This is a genomic window from Pantoea sp. S62, assembly GCF_016658625.1.
Lineage (GTDB): Bacteria > Pseudomonadota > Gammaproteobacteria > Enterobacterales > Enterobacteriaceae > Pantoea > Pantoea vagans.
In genome coordinates this window covers 133,934-152,448 of the sequence record NZ_JACVVI010000010.1, presented here as the reverse complement: position 1 = coordinate 152,448, position 18,515 = coordinate 133,934, and the positions used below count along the sequence as shown (strand labels likewise).

Genomic DNA, 18,515 nt, shown 5'->3' with positions numbered 1-18,515 from the left:
CTTTCTTTGTGCGCTAAAGACAAACTCAGTCGAGTTTTACGCCCAATCGCTGTGCCACCGCTTCATAGGCTTCAACCACGCCGCCCAGGCTCTGACGGAAACGGTCTTTGTCCATTTTATCCAGCGTCTCTTTGTCCCACAGGCGCGCACCGTCTGGTGAAAACTCATCGCCCAGCGTCACCTCGCCGTTAAACAGACCAAATTCCAGTTTGAAGTCGACCAGAATCAGGCCCGCATCGTCGAACAGTTTGCTCAGCACGTCGTTGGCTTTAAAGGTCAGCTCCTGCATCCGCGCCAGGTTCTGTTTGCTGACCCAGCCAAAGGTTTCGCAGTAGGATTCGTTGACCATCGGGTCGTGCTTTGCATCATCTTTCAGGAAAAGATCAAACAGCGGTGGATTGAGCACAATGCCCTCTTCCACGCCCAGACGCTTTACCAGCGAGCCTGCAGCACGGTTACGCACCACGCACTCGACCGGCACCATCTCCAGCTTCTTCACCAGCGCTTCGGTATCGGACAGCAGCGCTTCCATCTGGGTCGGGATACCTGCTTCCTGCAATTTGGTCATGATGAAGTGGTTAAACTTGTTGTTAACCATCCCCTTGCGATCAAACTGCTCGATTCGGGCGCCATCACCTGCTGACGTATCGTTGCGGAATTCGAGTATCAGCAGATCCGGGTTATCGGTGCTGTATACGGTTTTCGCTTTACCGCGATACAACTCAGCTCGCTTTTGCATCTTGTTCACTCCAGACTTGAAATAACGGGTGTTCAGCGACCAGTGCCGCTGCGGCGATTGCCTTGACGCAATCGTTTACTTCGCCGCGCGCTATTATGCCAAAAACAAAATAAAAAGGCCGGAGAATCTCCGGCCTGAGGCAACTTTATTTGTTAAGCGCCGCCTGGAACACGGCCACCAGCGCATCGTTCTGCGACTGGGTCAGCACATGCCCTTTCGGGTCGATGAATTGCAGACTGGTACGGTTGTCGAGATCGCCGACCTGCACTTTGTAATCACCGTTTGGTAATTCCGGATCTTTTGCACCGACTGCATCCCAGTCGCTGCTGCCCGGTGACTTGTAGGTCACCTTCATGCTGCCGGTTGAGCGGGTGGTATCGGTCACTTCCATCCCGACGCGCTTCATCGCATCTGGCAGACGCTGCCATGCCACGTTGTATGGCGTACGCAGGATCAGCATTGGCAGACCGGTGTCATCTGCGCCGCTCTGCACATCAATAGCGCCACTTACCCGGCCTGATGCCGCGTTTTCACTGGCGGTATCAATTTTGTCCAGACCGGTGCTGATTTCATTCAGCATCTGCGCGGTGTAACGCTGGATCTGCACAGGTGACGTAATGGTTTTACCATCCTGCTGCAGCTCCAGCAGACGCACGGTAAGCTGCTGCTGATAGCTCTGCGACTGCACGCTGATCTGATAGCGGCCACGATACTGCTGATCTTCATCAGCACGGTTCCACTGCACCCAGTCGGTTGTCAGCTGCTGACCGGCATCGTTACGTGAAGCAATCGGGAATTTGTTTGACTCAACGACGTTAACGATCCGTGACCAGACTGAACCACGGCTGTTATCGATCATCAGCGCACCGGTATTATTGCTGAACTGCGCGCGCGTCCCGTTCATCAGCGCCAGCGGCTGAGCTGGCGGACGAATGTCAAGCTGCTTACCGGTGGGTGCCTGGCTGCTGGTGCGCGGCACATCATAGTCACCACGCTGAACCGGCAGGATCATACCGGCTGGCGCTTTCAGTTCACTTAACTGGCTGGCTTCAAGATAAGATTCGTCACCGCTGACCTGGCGCTTATAACGCTGATCGCTTGAACAGGCCGACAACAGCATCAGAGTAGAAAGCCCGACTACTGTGGCTACTGTTGACCGCTTTACTGAGTAATTCATTCAAACTCCCTAAATTATCGCAAACCCGCTTTCACCAGCGCCTGCTCCACTTTCGGCTGGCCGGCTGCAGTCAGTGGCGTCATTGGCAGACGCAGCGTGTCGTTAGCGATTAATCCTAGCTGTTTCGCAGCCCATTTCACCGGGATAGGATTGGGTTCACAGAAAAGCGTCTGGTGCAGGTGCATCAGACGCTGATTCAGGCGGCGTGCCTCAACGAAATTGCCCTGCTGTGCGAGTTGACACAGCTCGACCATTTCACGTGCAGCCACATTGGCGGTCACCGAAATGACGCCTTTGCCGCCCAGTTGCATAAAGTCCAGCGCAGTCGCGTCATCGCCACTCACCAGAATAAAGTCTTCATTAACCAGCTCTTGGATCTGACTAACCCGCGATAAGTTCCCGGTTGCCTCTTTGATTCCGATAATATTTTTAATTTCGGCCAGACGGGCAACGGTTTCCGGCAGCATGTCACAGCCGGTACGCGAGGGAACGTTATACAGCATCTGCGGCAGGCTGGTGCTATTCGCAATCGCTTTAAAGTGCTGGAACAGCCCTTCCTGCGTGGGGCGGTTATAGTATGGCGTCACAGTCAGACAGCCCACCACGCCGGAATTTTCAAAACGCTTCGTCAGAGAGATGCCTTCAGCGGTGGCATTGGCACCGGTTCCGGCAATCACCGGAATCCGGCCATCGGCCAGTTCCAGGGTCAGCATCACCACATCACCATGTTCTTCATGGCTCAGGGTTGCAGATTCGCCTGTGGTGCCGACGGAAACGATCGCCGCGGTGCCGCTGGCGACGTGATAATCAATCAGTTTTTTCAGACTCGACCGGCAGACATTACCGCTGTCATCCATTGGCGTAACGAGTGCAACAATACTTCCCGTAAACATTGGCGATCCCCTCGACAAACAAGTGCTTCATGGTACGTTTTACACTTAGGGAAAAGCAAGCAAGCCACGCCATTCCCGCGCTTGTCAGCAGTTTTTTTTATGTTTACCTTATGGTTATTAGCGAAAGCAGAGGAAAAGCCATTTTGCCGCAATCTCAGCCCCATCATCTGGTGATCACCGCGCTCGGTGTTGACCGTCCGGGTATCGTCAATACGATTACCCGACACGTCAGCAGCTGCGGTTGCAATATTGAAGATAGCCGTCTTGCCATGCTTGGGGATGAATTCACCTTTATCATGCTGCTGTCAGGCAGCTGGAACGCGATTACGCTGATTGAATCGACGCTGCCGCTGAAAGGCGCAGAGCTGGAGCTGCTGATCGTCATGAAGCGCACCAACGCCGGGGTTCGTCCGCCGATGCCCGATACCGCGTTCATTCAGGTTGAAGTGGCCGACTCGCCGCATATTATTGAACGCTTTACCGATCTTATTGATAAGCATCAGATGAACGTGGCCGAACTGGTGTCGCGCATCACACCCGCGCAACACGATTTGCCACCAACGCTCTATATTCAAATGACCGCCCACAGTCCGACACGAACCAGTGGCACCACTTTTGAGCAGGCTTTTAATAACCTGTGTCAGGAGCTGAATGCCCAGGGAACACTGCGTCTCTACAGTGTGTCTGACGCTGCCAATAGCGAATCAGTCAGCGCGGTACGCTAAGCTTTAGTTAATAAACCGGAGTTATTTCTCCACATGCCTGACGCGTGATCGGCTATGTGGTGAAATACCCCCTGATGGTCATATTCCCTCTGGTCGTTTCGGGCCAGATGGTGTATTACCCACAGCCTGAATAAGAAAATGGAGAGATGTGATGAATCCACTGAAAGCCGCAGATACTGCACCTGCATTTAGCCTGCCCGACCAGGACGGCGAACACGTGAATCTGACCGACTTCCAGGGACAGCGCGTTCTGGTGTACTTCTACCCGAAAGCGATGACGCCAGGCTGCACCGTGCAGGCGTGCGGTCTGCGTGACAACATGGATGAGTTGAAAAAAGCGGGCGTGGAAGTCCTGGGTATCAGCACCGACAAACCGGAAAAACTATCAAAGTTTGTCGAAAAAGAGCTGCTGAACTTCACGCTGCTGTCAGATGAAAATCATGAAGTCTGCCAGGCGTTTGGCGTCTGGGGTGAAAAAACCTTTATGGGGAAAACCTATGACGGTATTCATCGCATCAGCTTCCTGATCGATGCTGAGGGCAGGATCGAGAAAGTGTTTGATAACTTTAAGACCTCGAATCACCACGACATGGTGCTGGATTACGTTAAGTCAGCCTGATGTTGAGGGGCGCGGTAGCCCGACCACCGCGCCCTGCTTATCTTCTTTCCCTTCACGCTTGCCTGCCGTAAAAAAACATCTACTCTTTGTGCGATTAAGTCGTGCGATTAAGCTGTGGCGACGATCACGCAGTTTCGCCCGGCATTTTTCGCCGCGTAGAGCGCGGCATCCGCCTGTTTCAGACTCGTTTCCAGCCCGGCATCCTGGGTGCCGTTCCATGCTGCAACGCCAATAGACAAGGTAATTCGTCCTACATCCGTGAGCCAGGCTTCGGCAATACCCAGCCGTACGCGCTCCGCGATGATCTGTGCCTCATCCAGGGCCGTGCCCGGCAGCAGCATCAGAAATTCCTCTCCGCCGTTGCGACATACCACATCAGACTGACGGGCGCTGGCACGCAGCGTGCTCGCCACCTGCTGAATCACCCGGTCACCGACATCATGACCCCAGCTGTCGTTGACGTTTTTAAAGTGGTCGATATCCAGAGCCAGCACCGAGAAAGGCTGGCGCAGGGTGCGGTAATACTCCAGCACCGCATTCAGACCACGGCGATTCAGCAACTGGGTCAGTGGATCGGTCTGCGCTTCCGAGCTAAGACGGCCAATTTTGTCCTGCACCAGACCAATACCGGTGAGCAGTGCACGTTTGACCTGAGCCGCCTCAAAATACCAGGCGGTGATACCACCAATCTCTTTTGATACCCCCTGCGCATCCATCCGGCTGGCTTTGCGGGCCAGCTGGAAGAGTGGCCGGGCGATCAGCCGCGCCAGCACCACGGCCACCAGCAGAGTCAGCAGCGCGAACGGCACCGAATTTTTCAGGACTTTCATTAACAGGCCCGACAGCGGATCCAGCGTGACGTTAATCGGCTTCAGAGCCACCACCGTCCAGCCGGTAGTCGGCACGATCGCAAAGCCCGCCAGTTGAGCTGACTCACCCGGACCGGCAAGCATCAGCGAGCCATTGGTCTGCTCGTCACGCGGACTGACGATGGCCGGCAGCGTTTTACCCACCAGCTGCCGGTTCTGGTGATACAACACCTCATTATTGCTGTCGAGCACATAGACCGTGGTGCCATCCCGGTAAAATTGCTCACCCAGCAGCGCATTCAGAATGCTTTTTTTCTTCAGATAGATGGTGCCGCCGATGTAGCCCAGGTAGTCGCCATCGGCACTCCAGACGGGCCAGGAGATAAACACCAGCAGATTGTTGGCGGCAGAGAGCGTGGGTTTACTGATGCTCGGCTGCCGCAGGGTCAGCGCTTCCCGTGAGGCGTCGCTGGTCAGGTGCATGCCTTTCAGGGTCAGCGACTCAGGCGAAATCGCCTTGATCACGCCCTGCGCATCCACTATCGCCACTGAGTTGAAACTGCTGGTCTGCTCGCGCAGGCGGCTGACTTCGCTTTCCAGCAGCGCCTCATTATTAAAGTCGCGGCTGAGCTGATTAGCGCTGTAGTGCAGCTGTGACTGCGCCAGCTGAAAGAAAATCTCACTGGTTGAGGCCAGTTTGGCGGCGTAGGCGCGATTGGCCTCAAGCGTGGTGTCAATCAGCACCTGGCGTTGAACCCGCCAGGTGGCGTAAAGCGTATTCGCGAGCGTGATAACAATGCTGACAATCACCAGCAGGGCGATCAGATTGCGCAAATCGGCCTTGGGCCGAAAGAGCTTTAACATGGCGTCGCCGCCGCGGAGATAAATGTCATGTCGTCAATGCCTGATTATTTTTTTAATGTGTGCCAGAAGCCCTGATATCCGGGCTTAAGTCTACACGGTGTCGGCATTTTTGAGCAGCATTAAGACAAATTTCACGCCTGAGAATCCAGATTTGACCGGCACTAATCGATTAATCCCTGACTATCGTAAAAAGGCCAGGGTCCCGAAAAGCGGCCAATCGCACACTGATGCGAGACTATTCCCTGCCCGGGTTGCCAGCAATGCAGCAAAAAGCCGGGCGGCTCCAGAATAAAGTGAGCCGGCCCGTCGGGATGCAGATCCAGCGCCACCTGATGCGACACGCCTGGCGCAACACAGGCCAGCGTGCCGGCAAAGCGGGCCTGCAGACTGCGATGCAGATGACCGCAGAGCACCCGCTCAACCTGCGGATGGCGGGCGATGATCGCCTCAAGGGCCTCCGGATGACGTAATCGTTGCCGGTCCATATGGGCAATGCCACAGGCAAAAGGAGGATGATGCAGCATTACCAGCGTGGGCTGATCGGCAGCCGCGCTCAGTGCCTGATCCAGCCATTGCAGCTGGGGTTCATCCAGCTCTCCCCACGGCTGTTGCGGTACGCTGGAGTCCAGCGCCAGCAGCCTGACGTCGCCGACGCGAAGCTGCCAGTTCAGGGTGGGTCCCGCCTGCAGATAGGCGTGATCCGGGAAAGCGGCACGCAGCGCCTCGCGGTCGTCGTGATTGCCCGCCATCAGGTAAAACGGCAATTGCAGGCGTTGCAGGGCTTCCCGCAGCGTCTGGTACTCTTCCGCCCGGCCAAAATCGACCAGGTCGCCGGTAATCACCACCACATCGGGACGCGGCTGCAGCGCATTAAGGGTGTCGATAACCTGCAGTAATGCCGCATAGGTATCGACCTGTTTGTAAGAGAGGCGGCCATGGGCCTTGATATGCAGATCGCTGATTTGGGCGATCATCGTAGGTTGAACAGACACAACAGACTCCTTAGGAACTGAATTCCAGCGCGGCCAGGCTGGTCAGTGACCAGCTGATGCGCTGCCCGGCCTGCCAGATTTCGCGCGCATGACGCTCTACCTGAATGGGGCTATCCAGTCCGATATCGATCAGTAAGCGCTGCGAAGCGCCGAGGAAGGTGCTGCCCACCACTACGCCGCGCTGGGGATAGCGCGTGTCGTCGGCCAGCAGCACATCTTCCGGGCGGCAAAAACGCAGGGGCTGACCATGGGGATCGTGCGCAATGCAGTTAATGGCACCCACAAAGTCGGCCACAAAACGGGAGGCCGGGCGCTGATAGATGCCCTGCGGCGTATCGAGCTGCACCAGACGGCCCTGCTCCATCACCGCGATGCGATCGCCCAGCGCCATCGCCTCCTGCTGATCGTGCGTGACGTAAACGGCAGTGATCGCCAGCCGCTTGAGCAGTGCGCCGATCTCCAGCCGCAGTCGATCGCGCAGCCTGGCATCAAGCGCCGCCAGCGGCTCATCAAACAGCAGCACTTTAGGCCGGGCGGCCAGCGCGCGAGCCAGTGCCACCCGCTGCTTCTGCCCGCCGGACAATTTATCTATCGCGCGATGTGACAGATGCGTCAGATCCACCAGCGCCAGCATCTCTGCCACCCGCGCCTCACGTTCGGCTCGCGGCACGCCCTGCACCTTCAGGCCATAGGCGACGTTCTGCGCCACGTTGAGCGTCGGGAACAGCGCGTAGTTCTGGAACACCATGCCAACGCTGCGTTTCTCAATCGGCAGCGCGGTAACGTTCCGCTGATCAAACCAGACTTCTCCTGGCGCATCGCTGCTTTCCAGACCGCTAATGATACGCAACAGTGTGGTTTTTCCGCAGCCGGATGGCCCCAGCAGCACCAGCGTTTCTCCGGCGTGGACCCGCAGATCGAGCGGATGCAGCGCGACCTGCTGATTGAAGCGACGCGAGCAGTGGCGCAGCGTCACGTTGACGGCCTCTTTCATAGAGTTTCCTCTCTCTGCTGCCGCCCTGATTGCCGTTCCAGCCAGTGATTACAGGCGTTGAGCAATAGCAGCAGCGGTAAAATCATCATGATAAAAATCAGGGTGTAGGCGGATCCGACTTCCAGCCGCATCGAGGTGTAGCTGTCGGCCAGCCCGACAGGCAGGGTTTTGGTCAGGGGCGTGTGCAGCATCCAGGTGATGTTGAACTCCCCTACCGACAGCGTAATCACCATAAACGCACCCGCCAGAATGCCATTGCGACAGTTCGGGACGACCACGGTAAAGAAGCGACGCCAGAAGCTCGCCCCCAGGCTCGCGGCGGCCTCTTCCAGCCGCGGCAGATCAATCGCCTGCATTACCGACAGCACCGGTCGGATCATAAAGGGCAGCGTAAAAAGCACATGGCCGATCAGGATGAAGAGCCAGCTGTCGCGCAGTGCGCTGAACTGACCATAAAGCAGAATGATACCCAGCGCGGTTGCGAGGCCCGGCAACGCAACCGGCAGCATCAGGCACTCCTCAATGCGTGAGGCCCAGCGTGACGGTGACTTCAGTAAGCCCCAGGCGGCGGGCACACCCACGATGACCGTCACCGCCAGACAGCTCAGGGCGATCAGCAGCGACAGCCAGAAGGTGTCGGCATACATCTGCCATACCTGCTCCACCCACTTCAGCGTCAGCCCGCTGCGCAGGCCCGCGAAGTAGTTCTGCGTGACGCCCGCCAGCATTGAGAGCACCACCGGCACGATCATAAACAGCGCGGTGAGGCTGGTGATCGCCACCTGCAGCCAGAACAGACCCCGGCGCTTCATGATGAACGCGCCTTCCGGCATGCAAGCCCATTAGCCAGCATCAGCGCCAGCCAGGCCACCGCGCCCATCACCACCGAGAGTGCCGCCGCGGTGGCAAAGTTGGCGTAATTAGTGAACTCGCCGTAAATGGTCAGCGGCAGCACGGCCAGCTCTGTGCCCAGGGTAAAGGCGGTGCCAAAAGCCCCCATGCTGGTGGCGAAACAGAGCGCGCCACAGGAGAGCAGCGCTGGTTTCAGCCCCGGAATGATCACGTCGATGATGATGCGCCACTGGCTGGCTCCCAGCGAACGGGCCGCCTCCTCCAGCGATCGATCCAGCTTCTCACTCGCCGCCACCAATGTCACGATGGCGCGCGGCAGCGAAAAATAGAGATAGCCAATGAATAAGCCGCTGAGCGAATAGGCGAAAACCCAGCGCTCATGAAACAGGCTGAGGCTGAGTTGCGCCAGCACACCCTGACGCCCCGCCAGCATCACCATCAGAAATCCCACCACCACGCCCGGAAAAGCCAGCGGGAAGGTCAGCAGTGCCAGCAGCGTGCCGCGCCCGGTAAAGCGCTGCCGCGCCAGAAAGCAGCCGACTACCGCCGCAATCAGCAACGTCACCAGCGTGACCGCCGCCGAGAGCAGCACGGTGTTCAGCAGGCTTTGCAGATACTGCGGCTGACTGATAACTGTCCAGTAGCCGCTGTGGTGCGTGGTACGATCCTCCGTCATGCCGATCTGCAACAGGCGGGCAAACGGCAGTAGCCAGAAGGCCGCAAAGAAGAGCAGCGCAGGCAGCAGCATCCACGGCCAGTTCGCCCCCAGCGGCCGGAGCCGCTGGCGAACCGGCCCGCCAGCGGCAGACAGGTTAATTTCTGACAGTGACATCAGCGAATCTCACTCAGATAACGCGCGGAGAAGCCCTTCTGCGCATCGGCCATCTGCTGATAATCGACCGTGTGGGCGCGCGCATAATCGCTGTCAGGCAGGAAATATTTTTTCGCCTCGGGTGACATCGCTCCCGCCCGCACCGGACGCAGCCAGGCATTGGCCCAGATAGCCTGACCGGCATCAGACAGCACGAAATCAATCACTTTCTTACCGTTGGCCGGATGCGGCGCATTCTTCACCAGGCTGATGACGTACGGCACTGTGACTGTTCCCTCGCTCGGGATCACAAACTCAACGTTGGCGTGATCTTTGTAGCGGGCGCGATAGGCGTTGAAGTCATAGTCGATCAGAATCGGGATTTCGCCCGAAATCAGCCGCGCATAGGCGGTCTGCTTAGGCACAATTGGCTGATTGCGCTGCAGCGCCTTAAACCAGTTTATCGCCGGGGTGAAGTCATGCAGGCTGCCGCCTTTGGCCTGATTCACCGCGACCGCTGCGACATAGCCTACAAAGGCGCTGGCCGGATCGAGATAGCCCACCATGCCTTTATATTCCGGCTTCAGCAGATCATCCCAGGCGCGCGGCACCGGCGCGTCACCCAGCGCATCGACATTAACCATAAAGCCCATGGTCCCGGAGTGCAACGCCACCCACTTGCCATTGGGATCTTTCATGCCTGCCGGAATCTCATCCCAGTTAGCCGGTTTATAAGCACTGACCACGTCGGCACTGACGGCCTGAATACCAAAGCTGACGCCGTAATAGACCACGTCGGCGACCGGATTGTTTTTCTCCGCCACCAGCTGCGCCAGTGCCTGACCTGAGTTTTTATTATCCTGCGGCACATGGATGCCGGTCGCTTTTTCAATCGCCTGAAGCTGCGTGGCCCAGTCGGCCCACTCTGGCGGGCAGTTATAGCAGATGGCATTTTCCGCCGCCTGCGCCCACGAACTGGTAAGCGAGCATCCGGCCAGCAGCGCAGCGCTGGCGACCTGTCTGATATTAAGGTTGAGTGACATGATGTTTCCCTGAAATAGAACCATGAAATGCCGGGGCGATACTCTCCCCGAGCCGTAAATGATGGGCCAGCAAGTGGGTTTTGCCGCCCGGATTCAGAAGCAGATCGATGGCGCGCGTGCCCATCAGCGCAATCGGCTGCACCACGCTGGCCAGTGACGGTGAAAGCTGTTCACCCAGCTCAATGCCGTCGAAGCCGATGACTGACAATTGATTCGGTACGCTGACACCGGCACGCGCAGCCGCCCCCAGCAGGCTGATAGCCAGCAGATCGTTACTGCAAATCACGGCGGTCAGCGGCGAAGGAGCATTCATCAGGGGCAGCAGCAGCCGGAAGTCGGACTGAATATGGCTGGGCATCTCAATCATCGCCCGCGGCGTCAGACCGGCCTGCTGCATCGCCTCGCAGTAGCCGAGGTAGCGCAGACGCGCACGGTCAGATTGCTGCATAGGTCCAGCAGCCATCACGATGTGGCGGTGGCCGAGAGTGATAAGATGGGCAGTCGCTTCCGCCATCGCTTTACGGTTGTCGACGCACAGCGCGGGCCAGTCATGCTGTTGCGGCACGTTGTGGGTCAGCACGAAGGGCATCTTTGCTGCCGCCAGCGTCGGCAGCAGCGCACTGCGGTCGGCGTCTGCCACCGTCAGAACCAGACCGGCGACACGCTGGTGCAGCATATGTTCGACAATGGCCGCTTCCCGCTCAGCCTGATAATCACTGGTTGCCACCAGCAGCGCATACCCAGCCTGACGGGCCTGCTGCTCCATCGCCTGCAGTTGCAGGGCAAAAACCGGATTAAGCAGTGAAGGCAGCAGTACGCCAAGCGTGGTGGAGTGTTGAGTGCGGAGCTGACGGGCAATATGATTCGGGCGAAAACCGATCTGTTCAGAGGCGGCAAGCACCTTTTGCAGCGTGCCTGGTTTCAGCAGATGAGGATCAGAGAAGGCGCGCGCGGCGGTTGCGCGGGAGACCCCTGCCAGTCGGGCTAAGCTGATTAAATCTGTCATCACTGCCTCGTTTATCGTCGATGAGATCGATCTCATTGCGACGTAAACTAGCGGCGTTATATGACAGGCGCATCACGGTAACATGACCGGCAGGTGACAGCGGCAGTGACGCCGCTGCGGGGAATTAAAGCATCAGGAAGGCGTAACCGCTGTTTTCCAGCGTGGCAACGGTGGTGCCGCTGGAGATAGTGTGGGTGACCATCGGATCGATCCAGTTGCGATCGAGCTGATGAAACGCCACAGATTGATCACAGATAGTGACCTGAACGCCCGCTTTTTTCAGTTCGCTGATCAGCTTCAGGTTCGGGTTATCCACGCCGTAGGCTTTGCTGAACTGGTCGTTATTCAGCGCTGACGACACCGCGTCGCCGTTGATCGACACCACAAATTTCAGCTGGTCGAGCGGCACACCCGCCGCATAATAGAGGTTGGTGACACGTGCCACACGCTCCAGGCCCAGATTCGGCTTACGAATATCGCCGTCATTGTGGTTAATCTGGAAAACAATTTTATTACTCAGACCCGCAGTGGTGCCGGGTTTAAATGCCGGAGTATCGACATAATGTATTTTGCCGTAGCCTTCAATCGCAGGCGTACTCCAGAAATCAGCGGGCTCAGATTTATTATCTGCCATTTTTCCGCTGACCTTATCGAATAATTCCGGCAACTGTAAAACATTGCCTCCGATAAATCCTGCTACGGCTGCCATCACTACTAACGCTGCTGGACGCATTCACTCTTCTCCCGGTCGTTTAAAACATCAATTACATTGCCAGCCACGCGTACCCCTGGTTTTGCAGGGTTGATACGGTGGTTGGACTGGAAAGCGCATGGATGACTGATTTATCAATCCAGTTATTCGGATAGTGATGGAATGCCACGGACTGATCGCAGACCGAGACTTTCACTCCCGCCTGATTCAGCTCATCAATCAGCTTCAGGTTTGGATTTTCGATGCCATAAAACTGTTTGAAATGGGCGTTATCCAGCATGGCAGGCGTTGCGTCACCGGTGACCGAAACCACAAACTTCAGCTGGTCGGCCGGCACGCCAGAGGCGATATACAAATTCACCACGCGCGCCACACGCTCCAGTCCCAGATTCGGTGCGGTCATCGCGCCGTCGCTGCGGGTAATCTGGAAAACAATTTTGTTGCTCAGGCCCGCCACCGGTTTAAACGCAGCATCAGGCTCGTAATGAATTTTGCCGTAACCTTCAATCGCCGGGGTACTCCAGAATCCAGGCGCTTCCTGTGGCTCGGTTGCAAAATGACGTGTCACTTTGTCGTAAATATCGCCACTCTGTGTGACAGCCGCGCCAACGACGCCGCCAATAATGGCGATTAACGCGTATGAAACAACTGAACGCATAACACTTCTCTCCGGCAAATAATGTCTGTCAGATTCAGGGCTGAATCAGGTCGGCTATCTATACCACAGCGCAGGTTTAATTCTCGCTTCTGTAAATTCAGGTCAACGCGCTATTGATAACCGATGAAATTATTCACTCAGATAATTAATCGAAGATTTTCATCATGCAAAAAAAAGGGTCTTAGTCGCAGTGGATCTGACTATCACGAATTTAATCTCTTGCAGTTAAGTTGAGACGAAAAAATAACAGCCAGGCTTAGCTGGAATCAGGAAGAGTGTTGCAGGCGATACGATTTAATTAATCAATAGTGCAGAAACATTTTGCAGCTCAGCGCGGGCTGTTTTTTCAGAGTAGACCTGGAAAAACGCGTGCCATATTCAGTTTTTCTGATTGAATTTACATAACTTTAAAAAAAGAACGATTACGGTTCCGGATGTCTGCCAGCAGATTCTGCTTTATTCGGTCGAAGCACGACGGGAATAAACAGATAAGTGGCAAATTAGCGGCTCAGGACCCCGGGAAAACCTCGCCGGATTTTTTTCGTTTAACTGCGGTTTAAGTTGGCGGGATGTTCAGTTTTTTTCGTCAAAATCTGCGATCTTGCACAAATTACGCCAGGCACTGGCCAGAAAACGACATTTCTTTCTTTTGATGCTCTGGTTAAGATAGTCCCGAACCGCCGTTATCTGCGAAAAATGGAACATTCCCGCTGCGCACCTGTCCATTTTCAGGGCCTCTCTACAGGATTAAGGCATGTTGAACCGGTTAAAGAAAACGCTGATCGCCGCGCTCCTCCCGACGCTCATTTTTACCACTCTGACACCTGCCATGGCCGATGTCAGTGATTCACTTCCCGATATTGGCACCACGGCCGGTTCGACGCTGTCGATTAATCAGGAACTGCAGATGGGCGACTTCTATGTGCGCCAGCTGCGTGCCAGTGCGCCGCTGATCAACGATCCGCTGCTTAATCAGTATATTAATCAGCTGGGGCAGCGGCTGGTCTCGCATGCTGACTCCGTCAAAACCCCGTTCCACTTCTTTCTGATTCAGAACGATGAGCTCAACGCCTTTGCCTTCTTCGGTGGCAATGTGGTGCTGCACTCAGCGCTGTTCCGCTTTACCGAAAATGAAAGTCAGCTGGCATCCGTGATGGCGCATGAGATATCACACGTCACCCAGCGCCATCTGGCGCGCGCCATGGAAGATCAGAAGCGCAATGCCCCACTCACCTGGGTCGGTGCGCTGGGCTCGATACTGCTGGCGATGGCGAGTCCGCAGGCGGGTATGGCCGCACTGACTGGCACCCTGGCGGGTACGCAGCAGGGGATTATCAGCTTTACGCAGGGCAATGAGCAGGAGGCTGACCGCATCGGCATTCAGGTGCTGCAGCGCGCCGGATTCGATCCCCAGGCGATGCCAAATTTTCTGCAGAAGCTGGCCGATCAGAGCCGCTTCTCCTCCAAGCCACCTGAAATTCTGCTGACGCACCCCCTGCCCGACAGCCGTCTGGCGGATGCCCGCAATCGTGCTAACCAGATGCGCCCGGTCGTCGTGCAGTCCACTGAAGATTTTTACCTGGCGAAGGTACGTGCGCTGGGGATGTACGCCACCGGGCGTAATCAGCTCACTGACGAACTGCTGAGTCAGTATGCCAGCGGCAATGCCCGTGAACAGCTGGCGTCACAATATGGCAAAGCCATACAGTTTTTACAGGCGAAGAGCTATGCCGATGCGAAGCGGATTATGACGCCACTGCTGGCGAAACAGCCTAATAATATCTGGTTCCTGGATATCATGTCGGACATCGACATCGGCCTGAACCAGCCACAGCAGGCGATCGCCCTGCTCACCGCCGCAACCGGTGCCAAAAACAGCCCGGTAGTGCAGCTCAACCTGGCGAACGCCTACGTGGAAGCGAAGCAGTATGCCAGTGCCAGCCGTATTCTGAACCGCTATACCTGGGCCAATAAAGACGATCCCAACGGCTGGGATTTACTGGCACAGGCTTCTGCACAGCAGGGACTGAATGATGAAGAGTTATCTGCACGGGCTGAGAGCCTGGCGCTGAATGGCCAGCTTGATCAGGCCATCACCGCGTTAGGCAGCGCCAGCGCACAGGTGCCACTCGGCAGCCTGAAGCAGGCGCGCTACGATGCCCGTATCGATCAGCTGCGCCAGTTGCAGCAGCGCTTTAAGCAGTATCAGAAAGGCTGAGAAACGACGTAGCTGACATGCCAAAAATAAAAGGAGAGTCTTAAATGGTGACGATTTACCACAACCCGCGCTGCAGCAAGAGCCGCGAAACGCTGGCGCTGCTGAACGTCCGCGGCATTGAGCCGGAAGTGGTGCTCTATCTGCAGACGCCGCCCGATCGCGAGACGCTGCAAATTCTGCTACAGAAACTGGGGATGCAGAGTGCACGAGAGTTGATGCGTACCAAAGAGGCGATCTACAGCGAGCTGGCACTCGGCGACAAAAACGAAAGTGCGCTGCTGGATGCGCTGGTAGAAAACCCGGTGCTGATTGAAAGGCCGATTGTGATCAATGGCGATAAAGCGCGGATCGGACGTCCGCCAGAAGCGGTGCTCGACATTATTTAAAGGCCGAGCGTCTCTTTAACGAAGGGAATAGTGAGTTTACGCTGCGCGCTGATCGAGGCGCGATCAAGCCGATCCAGCGTATCAAACAGCGTGCGCATTTCACGATCCAGTCGCTTCAGCAGGAAGCGACCCACATCTTCCGGCAGCTCAAAACCACGTAACCCGGCACGTAGTTGCAGCGCCTGCAGTTTGTCTTCGTCGGAGAGCGGCTGCAGTCGATAGATCTGCCCCCAGTCCAGCCGCGAGGCGAGATCGGGCAGCTGCAGATTCAGCTGACGTGGCGGACGATCGCCGGTAATAAACAGGCGCGTATTGCCGGTTTCCAGAATGCGGTTATAGAGATCGAAGATCGCCATCTCCCACTCCGGTTCGCCTGCAATGCACTCGATGTTATCGATGCAGACCAGTGACAGCTGCTCCATTCCTTCCAGCACTTCCGGCACAAACCAGGTGCGTTTATCCAGCGGAACGTAACCGACCGCTTCGCTGCGCGCGGACATTTCAGCGCACGCGGCGTGCAGCAGATGGCTCCGCCCACCGCCTTCGCGTGACCAGAAGTAGAGATAGCTGCCATGTTGTTGGTTGAGAGCGCCTTTGAGTGCGGCAATCAGCGACGGGTTTTCCCCCGGCCAGAAGCTGGAGAAGGTTTCATCGTCGGGTAAATAGAGTGGCAATGACAATTGTGCCGGCGTGTTCAGAAGCACCTCAGCAAGAGAACAAGCAAAAAATCGGGGGAAGTCTAACACAGTTTTCAGAAAGAGATGAATGGGGCGTCCCTGCCCCGATCCTGTCAGGCGCGCTGCGATCAATGTTCGCGCGGTTCTTCAGCCTCCAGCACCACTTCTTCCGGACGCAACAGCGAGATCACGCGGAAGATCAGCGCCAGGCCAACACCCACGATCGTCGCCAGCGCCATGCCTTTCAGCTCTGCCGCACCGATATGTACCTTCGCCCCGCTGACGCCGATGATCAGGATCACCGAGGTCAGGATCAGATTCTGCGCTTTGTTGTAATCGACTTTGGATTCGATCAACACGCGGATACCGGATGCGCCAATCACGCCATACAGCAGCAGCGACACGCCGCCCATCACCGGCACCGGGATCGCCTGGATCACCGCCGCCAGTTTGCCGACGCAGGAGAGCAGAATCGCCAGAATCGCCGCACCGCCAATCACCCAGGTGCTATAGACGCGGGTAATCGCCATCACGCCGATGTTTTCACCGTAGGTCGTATTCGGCGTCGAACCAAAGAAGCCAGAAATAACGGTGGATAAGCCGTTAGCGAACATCGAACGATGCAGGCCAGGGTCGCGAATCAGATCTTTCTTCACGATGTTGGCCGTAACCACCAGATGACCGATATGCTCGGCAATGACCACCAGCGCCGCAGGCAGAATCGTGAGCATTGCCACCCACTCGAAACGCGGTGTATAGAAGGTTGGCAGGGCAAACCACGGGGCTTTCACCACGCCACTCCAGTCAACGATGCCCATAAAGGCAGAGAGCAGATAGCCTGCCACCACACCGACCAGAATCGGGATAATCGCCAGGAAGCCACGGAACAGTACCGAACCGAAGACCGTTACCGCCAGCGTGACCAGCGAAATCAGCACGGTTTTGCTGTCGGGCGCACTGCCTTCAGCGGGCAGCAGGCCAGCCATATTGGCGGCGACACCCGCCAGCTCCAGACCGATGACGGCGACAATCGCGCCCATCGCTGCCGGAGGAAACATCACGTCGAGCCAGCCGGTGCCCGCGCGTTTCACAATCAGCGCCACGATACAGAACAGCACGCCGCACAGGATAAATCCGCCCAGCGCGACCTCGTAACCCAGCGGCAACAGCAGCAGCACCGGCGAGATAAAGGCAAAACTGGAACCGAGGTAGGCGGGAATTTTGCCTTTACAGATAAAGAGATAAATCAGTGTGCCGACGCCGTTAAACAACAGCACCGTCGCCGGGTTGATATGGAACAGAATCGGCACCAGTACCGTGGCACCAAACATGGCAAACAGGTGTTGCAGGCTGAGTGGAATGGTTTGCAGTAACGGCGGCCGTTCACTGACGCCAATGGCGCGACGAGTCATCATTTATCCCCTTATGTTTTGTATCCCCGTGGGTTCGCGCCTCTGGCACAGTAGCAGGCACGCCGGTGCGCCTTGCGGCAGACCGAATCCGTTCGGGGCATTATTTTTGTCAAAAAAAAGCCGACTCTCTGGTCGGCTGTGCGATTTATTTGGTTCCGAAAATCTTGTCCCCGGCATCGCCGAGCCCGGGAATGATGTAACCCTTTTCGTTCAGTCCCTGATCCACTGACGCAGTGTAAAGCTCGACGTCAGGATGCGCTTTCTCCAGTGCGGCAATCCCCTCTGGTGCGGCAACCAGAACCAGCACTTTGATGCTGGTGCAGCCCGCTTTCTTCAGCAGGTCGATAGTAGCAATCATGGAGCCACCGGTCGCCAGCATCGGGTCGACCACCAGCGCCAGGCGCTCTTCGATGTTAGAGACCAGCTTCTGGAAATAGGGAACCGGCTCCAGCGTCTCTTCATCACGGTAAACACCCACCACGCTGATACGGGCGCTGGGAACGTGTTCCAGCACCCCTTCCATCATGCCCAGGCCGGCACGCAGGATCGGGACCACCGTGATTTTTTTGCCTTTGATCTGATCGATCTCTACCGGGCCGTTCCAGCCCTCAATGGTGACGCGCTCTGTTTCCAGATCGGCGGTCGCTTCGTAGGTCAGCAGGCTGCCCACTTCAGAGGCCAGCTCGCGAAAACGCTTTGTACTGATATCATGCTCACGCATCAGGCCCAGTTTATGTTTGACCAGCGGGTGTCTGACTTCCACGATCTTCATTGGTGTTCTCCCGGAGTGAGTTGAGCTAAAAAAAATCGCGGGATTATACCGCCTTTTACGCGCTGCGCCACCTGGTCTTGCGCAAAGCCGCGGCTTTTACCGGGACAAATAGAGGATTAATGAAAATCGCCCGATGCGCAATGCCGGACTCGCAAA

General features: G+C 56.6%; 19 protein-coding genes. 4 read left to right on the top strand and 15 right to left on the bottom strand.

Annotated elements, in window-relative coordinates:
• Positions 1-25: 25 nt before the first annotated feature.
• From purC to dapA, 3 genes are all read right to left on the bottom strand, one after another.
• A complete protein-coding gene (gene purC / locus IBT54_RS15590) occupies positions 26-739 on the bottom strand; it encodes a phosphoribosylaminoimidazolesuccinocarboxamide synthase (protein WP_013358686.1) in 714 nt (237 codons plus the stop codon).
• A 145-nt stretch (positions 740-884) separates the two neighbouring features.
• Positions 885-1,916, bottom strand: coding sequence for an outer membrane protein assembly factor BamC (bamC, locus tag IBT54_RS15585; RefSeq protein ID WP_201252428.1), 1,032 nt, complete (start codon positions 1,914-1,916; stop codon positions 885-887).
• Positions 1,917-1,930: 14 nt separating this feature from the next.
• Positions 1,931-2,809, bottom strand: a complete 879-nt coding sequence (gene dapA, locus IBT54_RS15580; protein WP_010260008.1) for a 4-hydroxy-tetrahydrodipicolinate synthase — start codon at positions 2,807-2,809, stop codon at positions 1,931-1,933.
• A gap of 143 nt (positions 2,810-2,952) precedes the next feature.
• Here dapA and IBT54_RS15575 point away from each other — a divergent pair, with 143 nt between their 5' ends.
• Both IBT54_RS15575 and bcp read left to right on the top strand, forming a co-directional pair.
• A complete protein-coding gene (locus IBT54_RS15575) occupies positions 2,953-3,534 on the top strand; it encodes a glycine cleavage system transcriptional repressor (protein WP_041457018.1) in 582 nt (193 codons plus the stop codon).
• A 151-nt stretch (positions 3,535-3,685) separates the two neighbouring features.
• The gene (gene bcp, locus IBT54_RS15570; RefSeq protein ID WP_201252427.1) at positions 3,686-4,153 is read left to right on the top strand and encodes a thioredoxin-dependent thiol peroxidase; all 468 of its coding nucleotides are present in this window, start codon (positions 3,686-3,688) and stop codon (positions 4,151-4,153) included.
• Between the two features lie 107 nt (positions 4,154-4,260).
• On the opposite strand, the gene IBT54_RS15565 is transcribed toward bcp, so the two are convergent.
• The 9 genes from IBT54_RS15565 to IBT54_RS15525 all read right to left on the bottom strand — a co-directional run bounded on the left by IBT54_RS15565 (position 4,261) and on the right by IBT54_RS15525 (position 12,894).
• Entirely contained in the window at positions 4,261-5,826 is a 1,566-nt protein-coding gene (locus tag IBT54_RS15565; RefSeq protein WP_013358689.1) for a sensor domain-containing diguanylate cyclase, read from the bottom strand.
• 161 nt (positions 5,827-5,987) lie between these two features.
• Positions 5,988-6,818, bottom strand: a complete 831-nt coding sequence (locus tag IBT54_RS15560) for a phosphodiesterase (protein WP_201252426.1) — start codon at positions 6,816-6,818, stop codon at positions 5,988-5,990.
• 10 nt (positions 6,819-6,828) lie between these two features.
• Positions 6,829-7,812 (bottom strand): ABC transporter ATP-binding protein, encoded by a 984-nt coding sequence (locus IBT54_RS15555; protein ID WP_013358691.1) that lies wholly within the window; start codon positions 7,810-7,812, stop codon positions 6,829-6,831.
• Entirely contained in the window at positions 7,809-8,624 is an 816-nt protein-coding gene (locus tag IBT54_RS15550) for an ABC transporter permease (protein WP_041457249.1), read from the bottom strand. Before IBT54_RS15550 ends, IBT54_RS15555 begins: the two co-directional genes overlap by 4 nt.
• Positions 8,621-9,496, bottom strand: a complete 876-nt coding sequence (locus tag IBT54_RS15545; RefSeq protein ID WP_013358693.1) for an ABC transporter permease — start codon at positions 9,494-9,496, stop codon at positions 8,621-8,623. The genes IBT54_RS15550 and IBT54_RS15545 overlap by 4 nt, the downstream gene beginning before the upstream one ends.
• Positions 9,496-10,518 carry an ABC transporter substrate-binding protein gene (locus IBT54_RS15540; RefSeq protein WP_107320007.1) on the bottom strand — a complete coding sequence of 341 codons (1,023 nt, stop codon included), beginning with the start codon at positions 10,516-10,518 and terminating at the stop codon, positions 9,496-9,498. The genes IBT54_RS15545 and IBT54_RS15540 overlap by 1 nt, the downstream gene beginning before the upstream one ends.
• Positions 10,502-11,524: a LacI family DNA-binding transcriptional regulator gene (locus IBT54_RS15535; protein WP_201252425.1), complete on the bottom strand. Its 1,023-nt coding sequence runs from the start codon at positions 11,522-11,524 to the stop codon at positions 10,502-10,504. The genes IBT54_RS15540 and IBT54_RS15535 overlap by 17 nt, the downstream gene beginning before the upstream one ends.
• Positions 11,525-11,648: 124 nt before the next feature.
• The gene (locus IBT54_RS15530; protein ID WP_033733500.1) at positions 11,649-12,257 is read right to left on the bottom strand and encodes a DsrE family protein; all 609 of its coding nucleotides are present in this window, start codon (positions 12,255-12,257) and stop codon (positions 11,649-11,651) included.
• 31 nt (positions 12,258-12,288) lie between these two features.
• Positions 12,289-12,894 carry a DsrE family protein gene (locus tag IBT54_RS15525; RefSeq protein WP_033783862.1) on the bottom strand — a complete coding sequence of 202 codons (606 nt, stop codon included), beginning with the start codon at positions 12,892-12,894 and terminating at the stop codon, positions 12,289-12,291.
• 754 nt (positions 12,895-13,648) lie between these two features.
• Here IBT54_RS15525 and IBT54_RS15520 point away from each other — a divergent pair.
• Positions 13,649-15,112, top strand: a complete 1,464-nt coding sequence (locus IBT54_RS15520; RefSeq protein ID WP_095706809.1) for a M48 family metallopeptidase — start codon at positions 13,649-13,651, stop codon at positions 15,110-15,112.
• Between the two features lie 44 nt (positions 15,113-15,156).
• The gene (gene arsC, locus IBT54_RS15515; RefSeq protein ID WP_095706808.1) at positions 15,157-15,498 is read left to right on the top strand and encodes an arsenate reductase (glutaredoxin); all 342 of its coding nucleotides are present in this window, start codon (positions 15,157-15,159) and stop codon (positions 15,496-15,498) included.
• On the opposite strand, the gene hda is transcribed toward arsC, so the two are convergent.
• The 3 genes from hda to upp all read right to left on the bottom strand — a co-directional run bounded on the left by hda (position 15,495) and on the right by upp (position 18,359).
• Positions 15,495-16,196 (bottom strand): DnaA inactivator Hda, encoded by a 702-nt coding sequence (hda, locus tag IBT54_RS15510; RefSeq protein ID WP_195719715.1) that lies wholly within the window; start codon positions 16,194-16,196, stop codon positions 15,495-15,497. The two genes, arsC and hda, sit on opposite strands and share 4 nt — an antisense overlap.
• Before the next feature lie 107 nt (positions 16,197-16,303).
• Positions 16,304-17,587: a uracil permease gene (gene uraA / locus IBT54_RS15505; RefSeq protein ID WP_033733504.1), complete on the bottom strand. Its 1,284-nt coding sequence runs from the start codon at positions 17,585-17,587 to the stop codon at positions 16,304-16,306.
• Between the two features lie 145 nt (positions 17,588-17,732).
• Complete coding sequence (gene upp / locus IBT54_RS15500; RefSeq protein WP_009088774.1) at positions 17,733-18,359, bottom strand: uracil phosphoribosyltransferase; 627 nt, start codon at positions 18,357-18,359, stop codon at positions 17,733-17,735.
• Between the last annotated feature and the right edge of the window lie 156 nt (positions 18,360-18,515).

What these genes read in the sequence shown, in the direction of transcription:
- purC (WP_013358686.1), bottom strand. Translation starts at nt 739, where the DNA reads ATGCAAAAGCGAGCTGAGTTGTATCGCGGTAAAGCGAAAACCGTATAC.
- bamC (WP_201252428.1), bottom strand. Translation starts at nt 1,916, where the DNA reads ATGAATTACTCAGTAAAGCGGTCAACAGTAGCCACAGTAGTCGGGCTT.
- dapA (WP_010260008.1), bottom strand. Translation starts at nt 2,809, where the DNA reads ATGTTTACGGGAAGTATTGTTGCACTCGTTACGCCAATGGATGACAGC.
- bcp (WP_201252427.1), top strand. Translation starts at nt 3,686, where the DNA reads ATGAATCCACTGAAAGCCGCAGATACTGCACCTGCATTTAGCCTGCCC.
- IBT54_RS15565 (WP_013358689.1), bottom strand. Translation starts at nt 5,826, where the DNA reads ATGTTAAAGCTCTTTCGGCCCAAGGCCGATTTGCGCAATCTGATCGCC.
- IBT54_RS15555 (WP_013358691.1), bottom strand. Translation starts at nt 7,812, where the DNA reads ATGAAAGAGGCCGTCAACGTGACGCTGCGCCACTGCTCGCGTCGCTTC.
- IBT54_RS15550 (WP_041457249.1), bottom strand. Translation starts at nt 8,624, where the DNA reads ATGAAGCGCCGGGGTCTGTTCTGGCTGCAGGTGGCGATCACCAGCCTC.
- IBT54_RS15545 (WP_013358693.1), bottom strand. Translation starts at nt 9,496, where the DNA reads ATGTCACTGTCAGAAATTAACCTGTCTGCCGCTGGCGGGCCGGTTCGC.
- IBT54_RS15540 (WP_107320007.1), bottom strand. Translation starts at nt 10,518, where the DNA reads ATGTCACTCAACCTTAATATCAGACAGGTCGCCAGCGCTGCGCTGCTG.
- IBT54_RS15535 (WP_201252425.1), bottom strand. Translation starts at nt 11,524, where the DNA reads ATGACAGATTTAATCAGCTTAGCCCGACTGGCAGGGGTCTCCCGCGCA.
- IBT54_RS15530 (WP_033733500.1), bottom strand. Translation starts at nt 12,257, where the DNA reads ATGCGTCCAGCAGCGTTAGTAGTGATGGCAGCCGTAGCAGGATTTATC.
- IBT54_RS15525 (WP_033783862.1), bottom strand. Translation starts at nt 12,894, where the DNA reads ATGCGTTCAGTTGTTTCATACGCGTTAATCGCCATTATTGGCGGCGTC.
- IBT54_RS15520 (WP_095706809.1), top strand. Translation starts at nt 13,649, where the DNA reads ATGTTGAACCGGTTAAAGAAAACGCTGATCGCCGCGCTCCTCCCGACG.
- arsC (WP_095706808.1), top strand. Translation starts at nt 15,157, where the DNA reads ATGGTGACGATTTACCACAACCCGCGCTGCAGCAAGAGCCGCGAAACG.
- uraA (WP_033733504.1), bottom strand. Translation starts at nt 17,587, where the DNA reads ATGACTCGTCGCGCCATTGGCGTCAGTGAACGGCCGCCGTTACTGCAA.
- upp (WP_009088774.1), bottom strand. Translation starts at nt 18,359, where the DNA reads ATGAAGATCGTGGAAGTCAGACACCCGCTGGTCAAACATAAACTGGGC.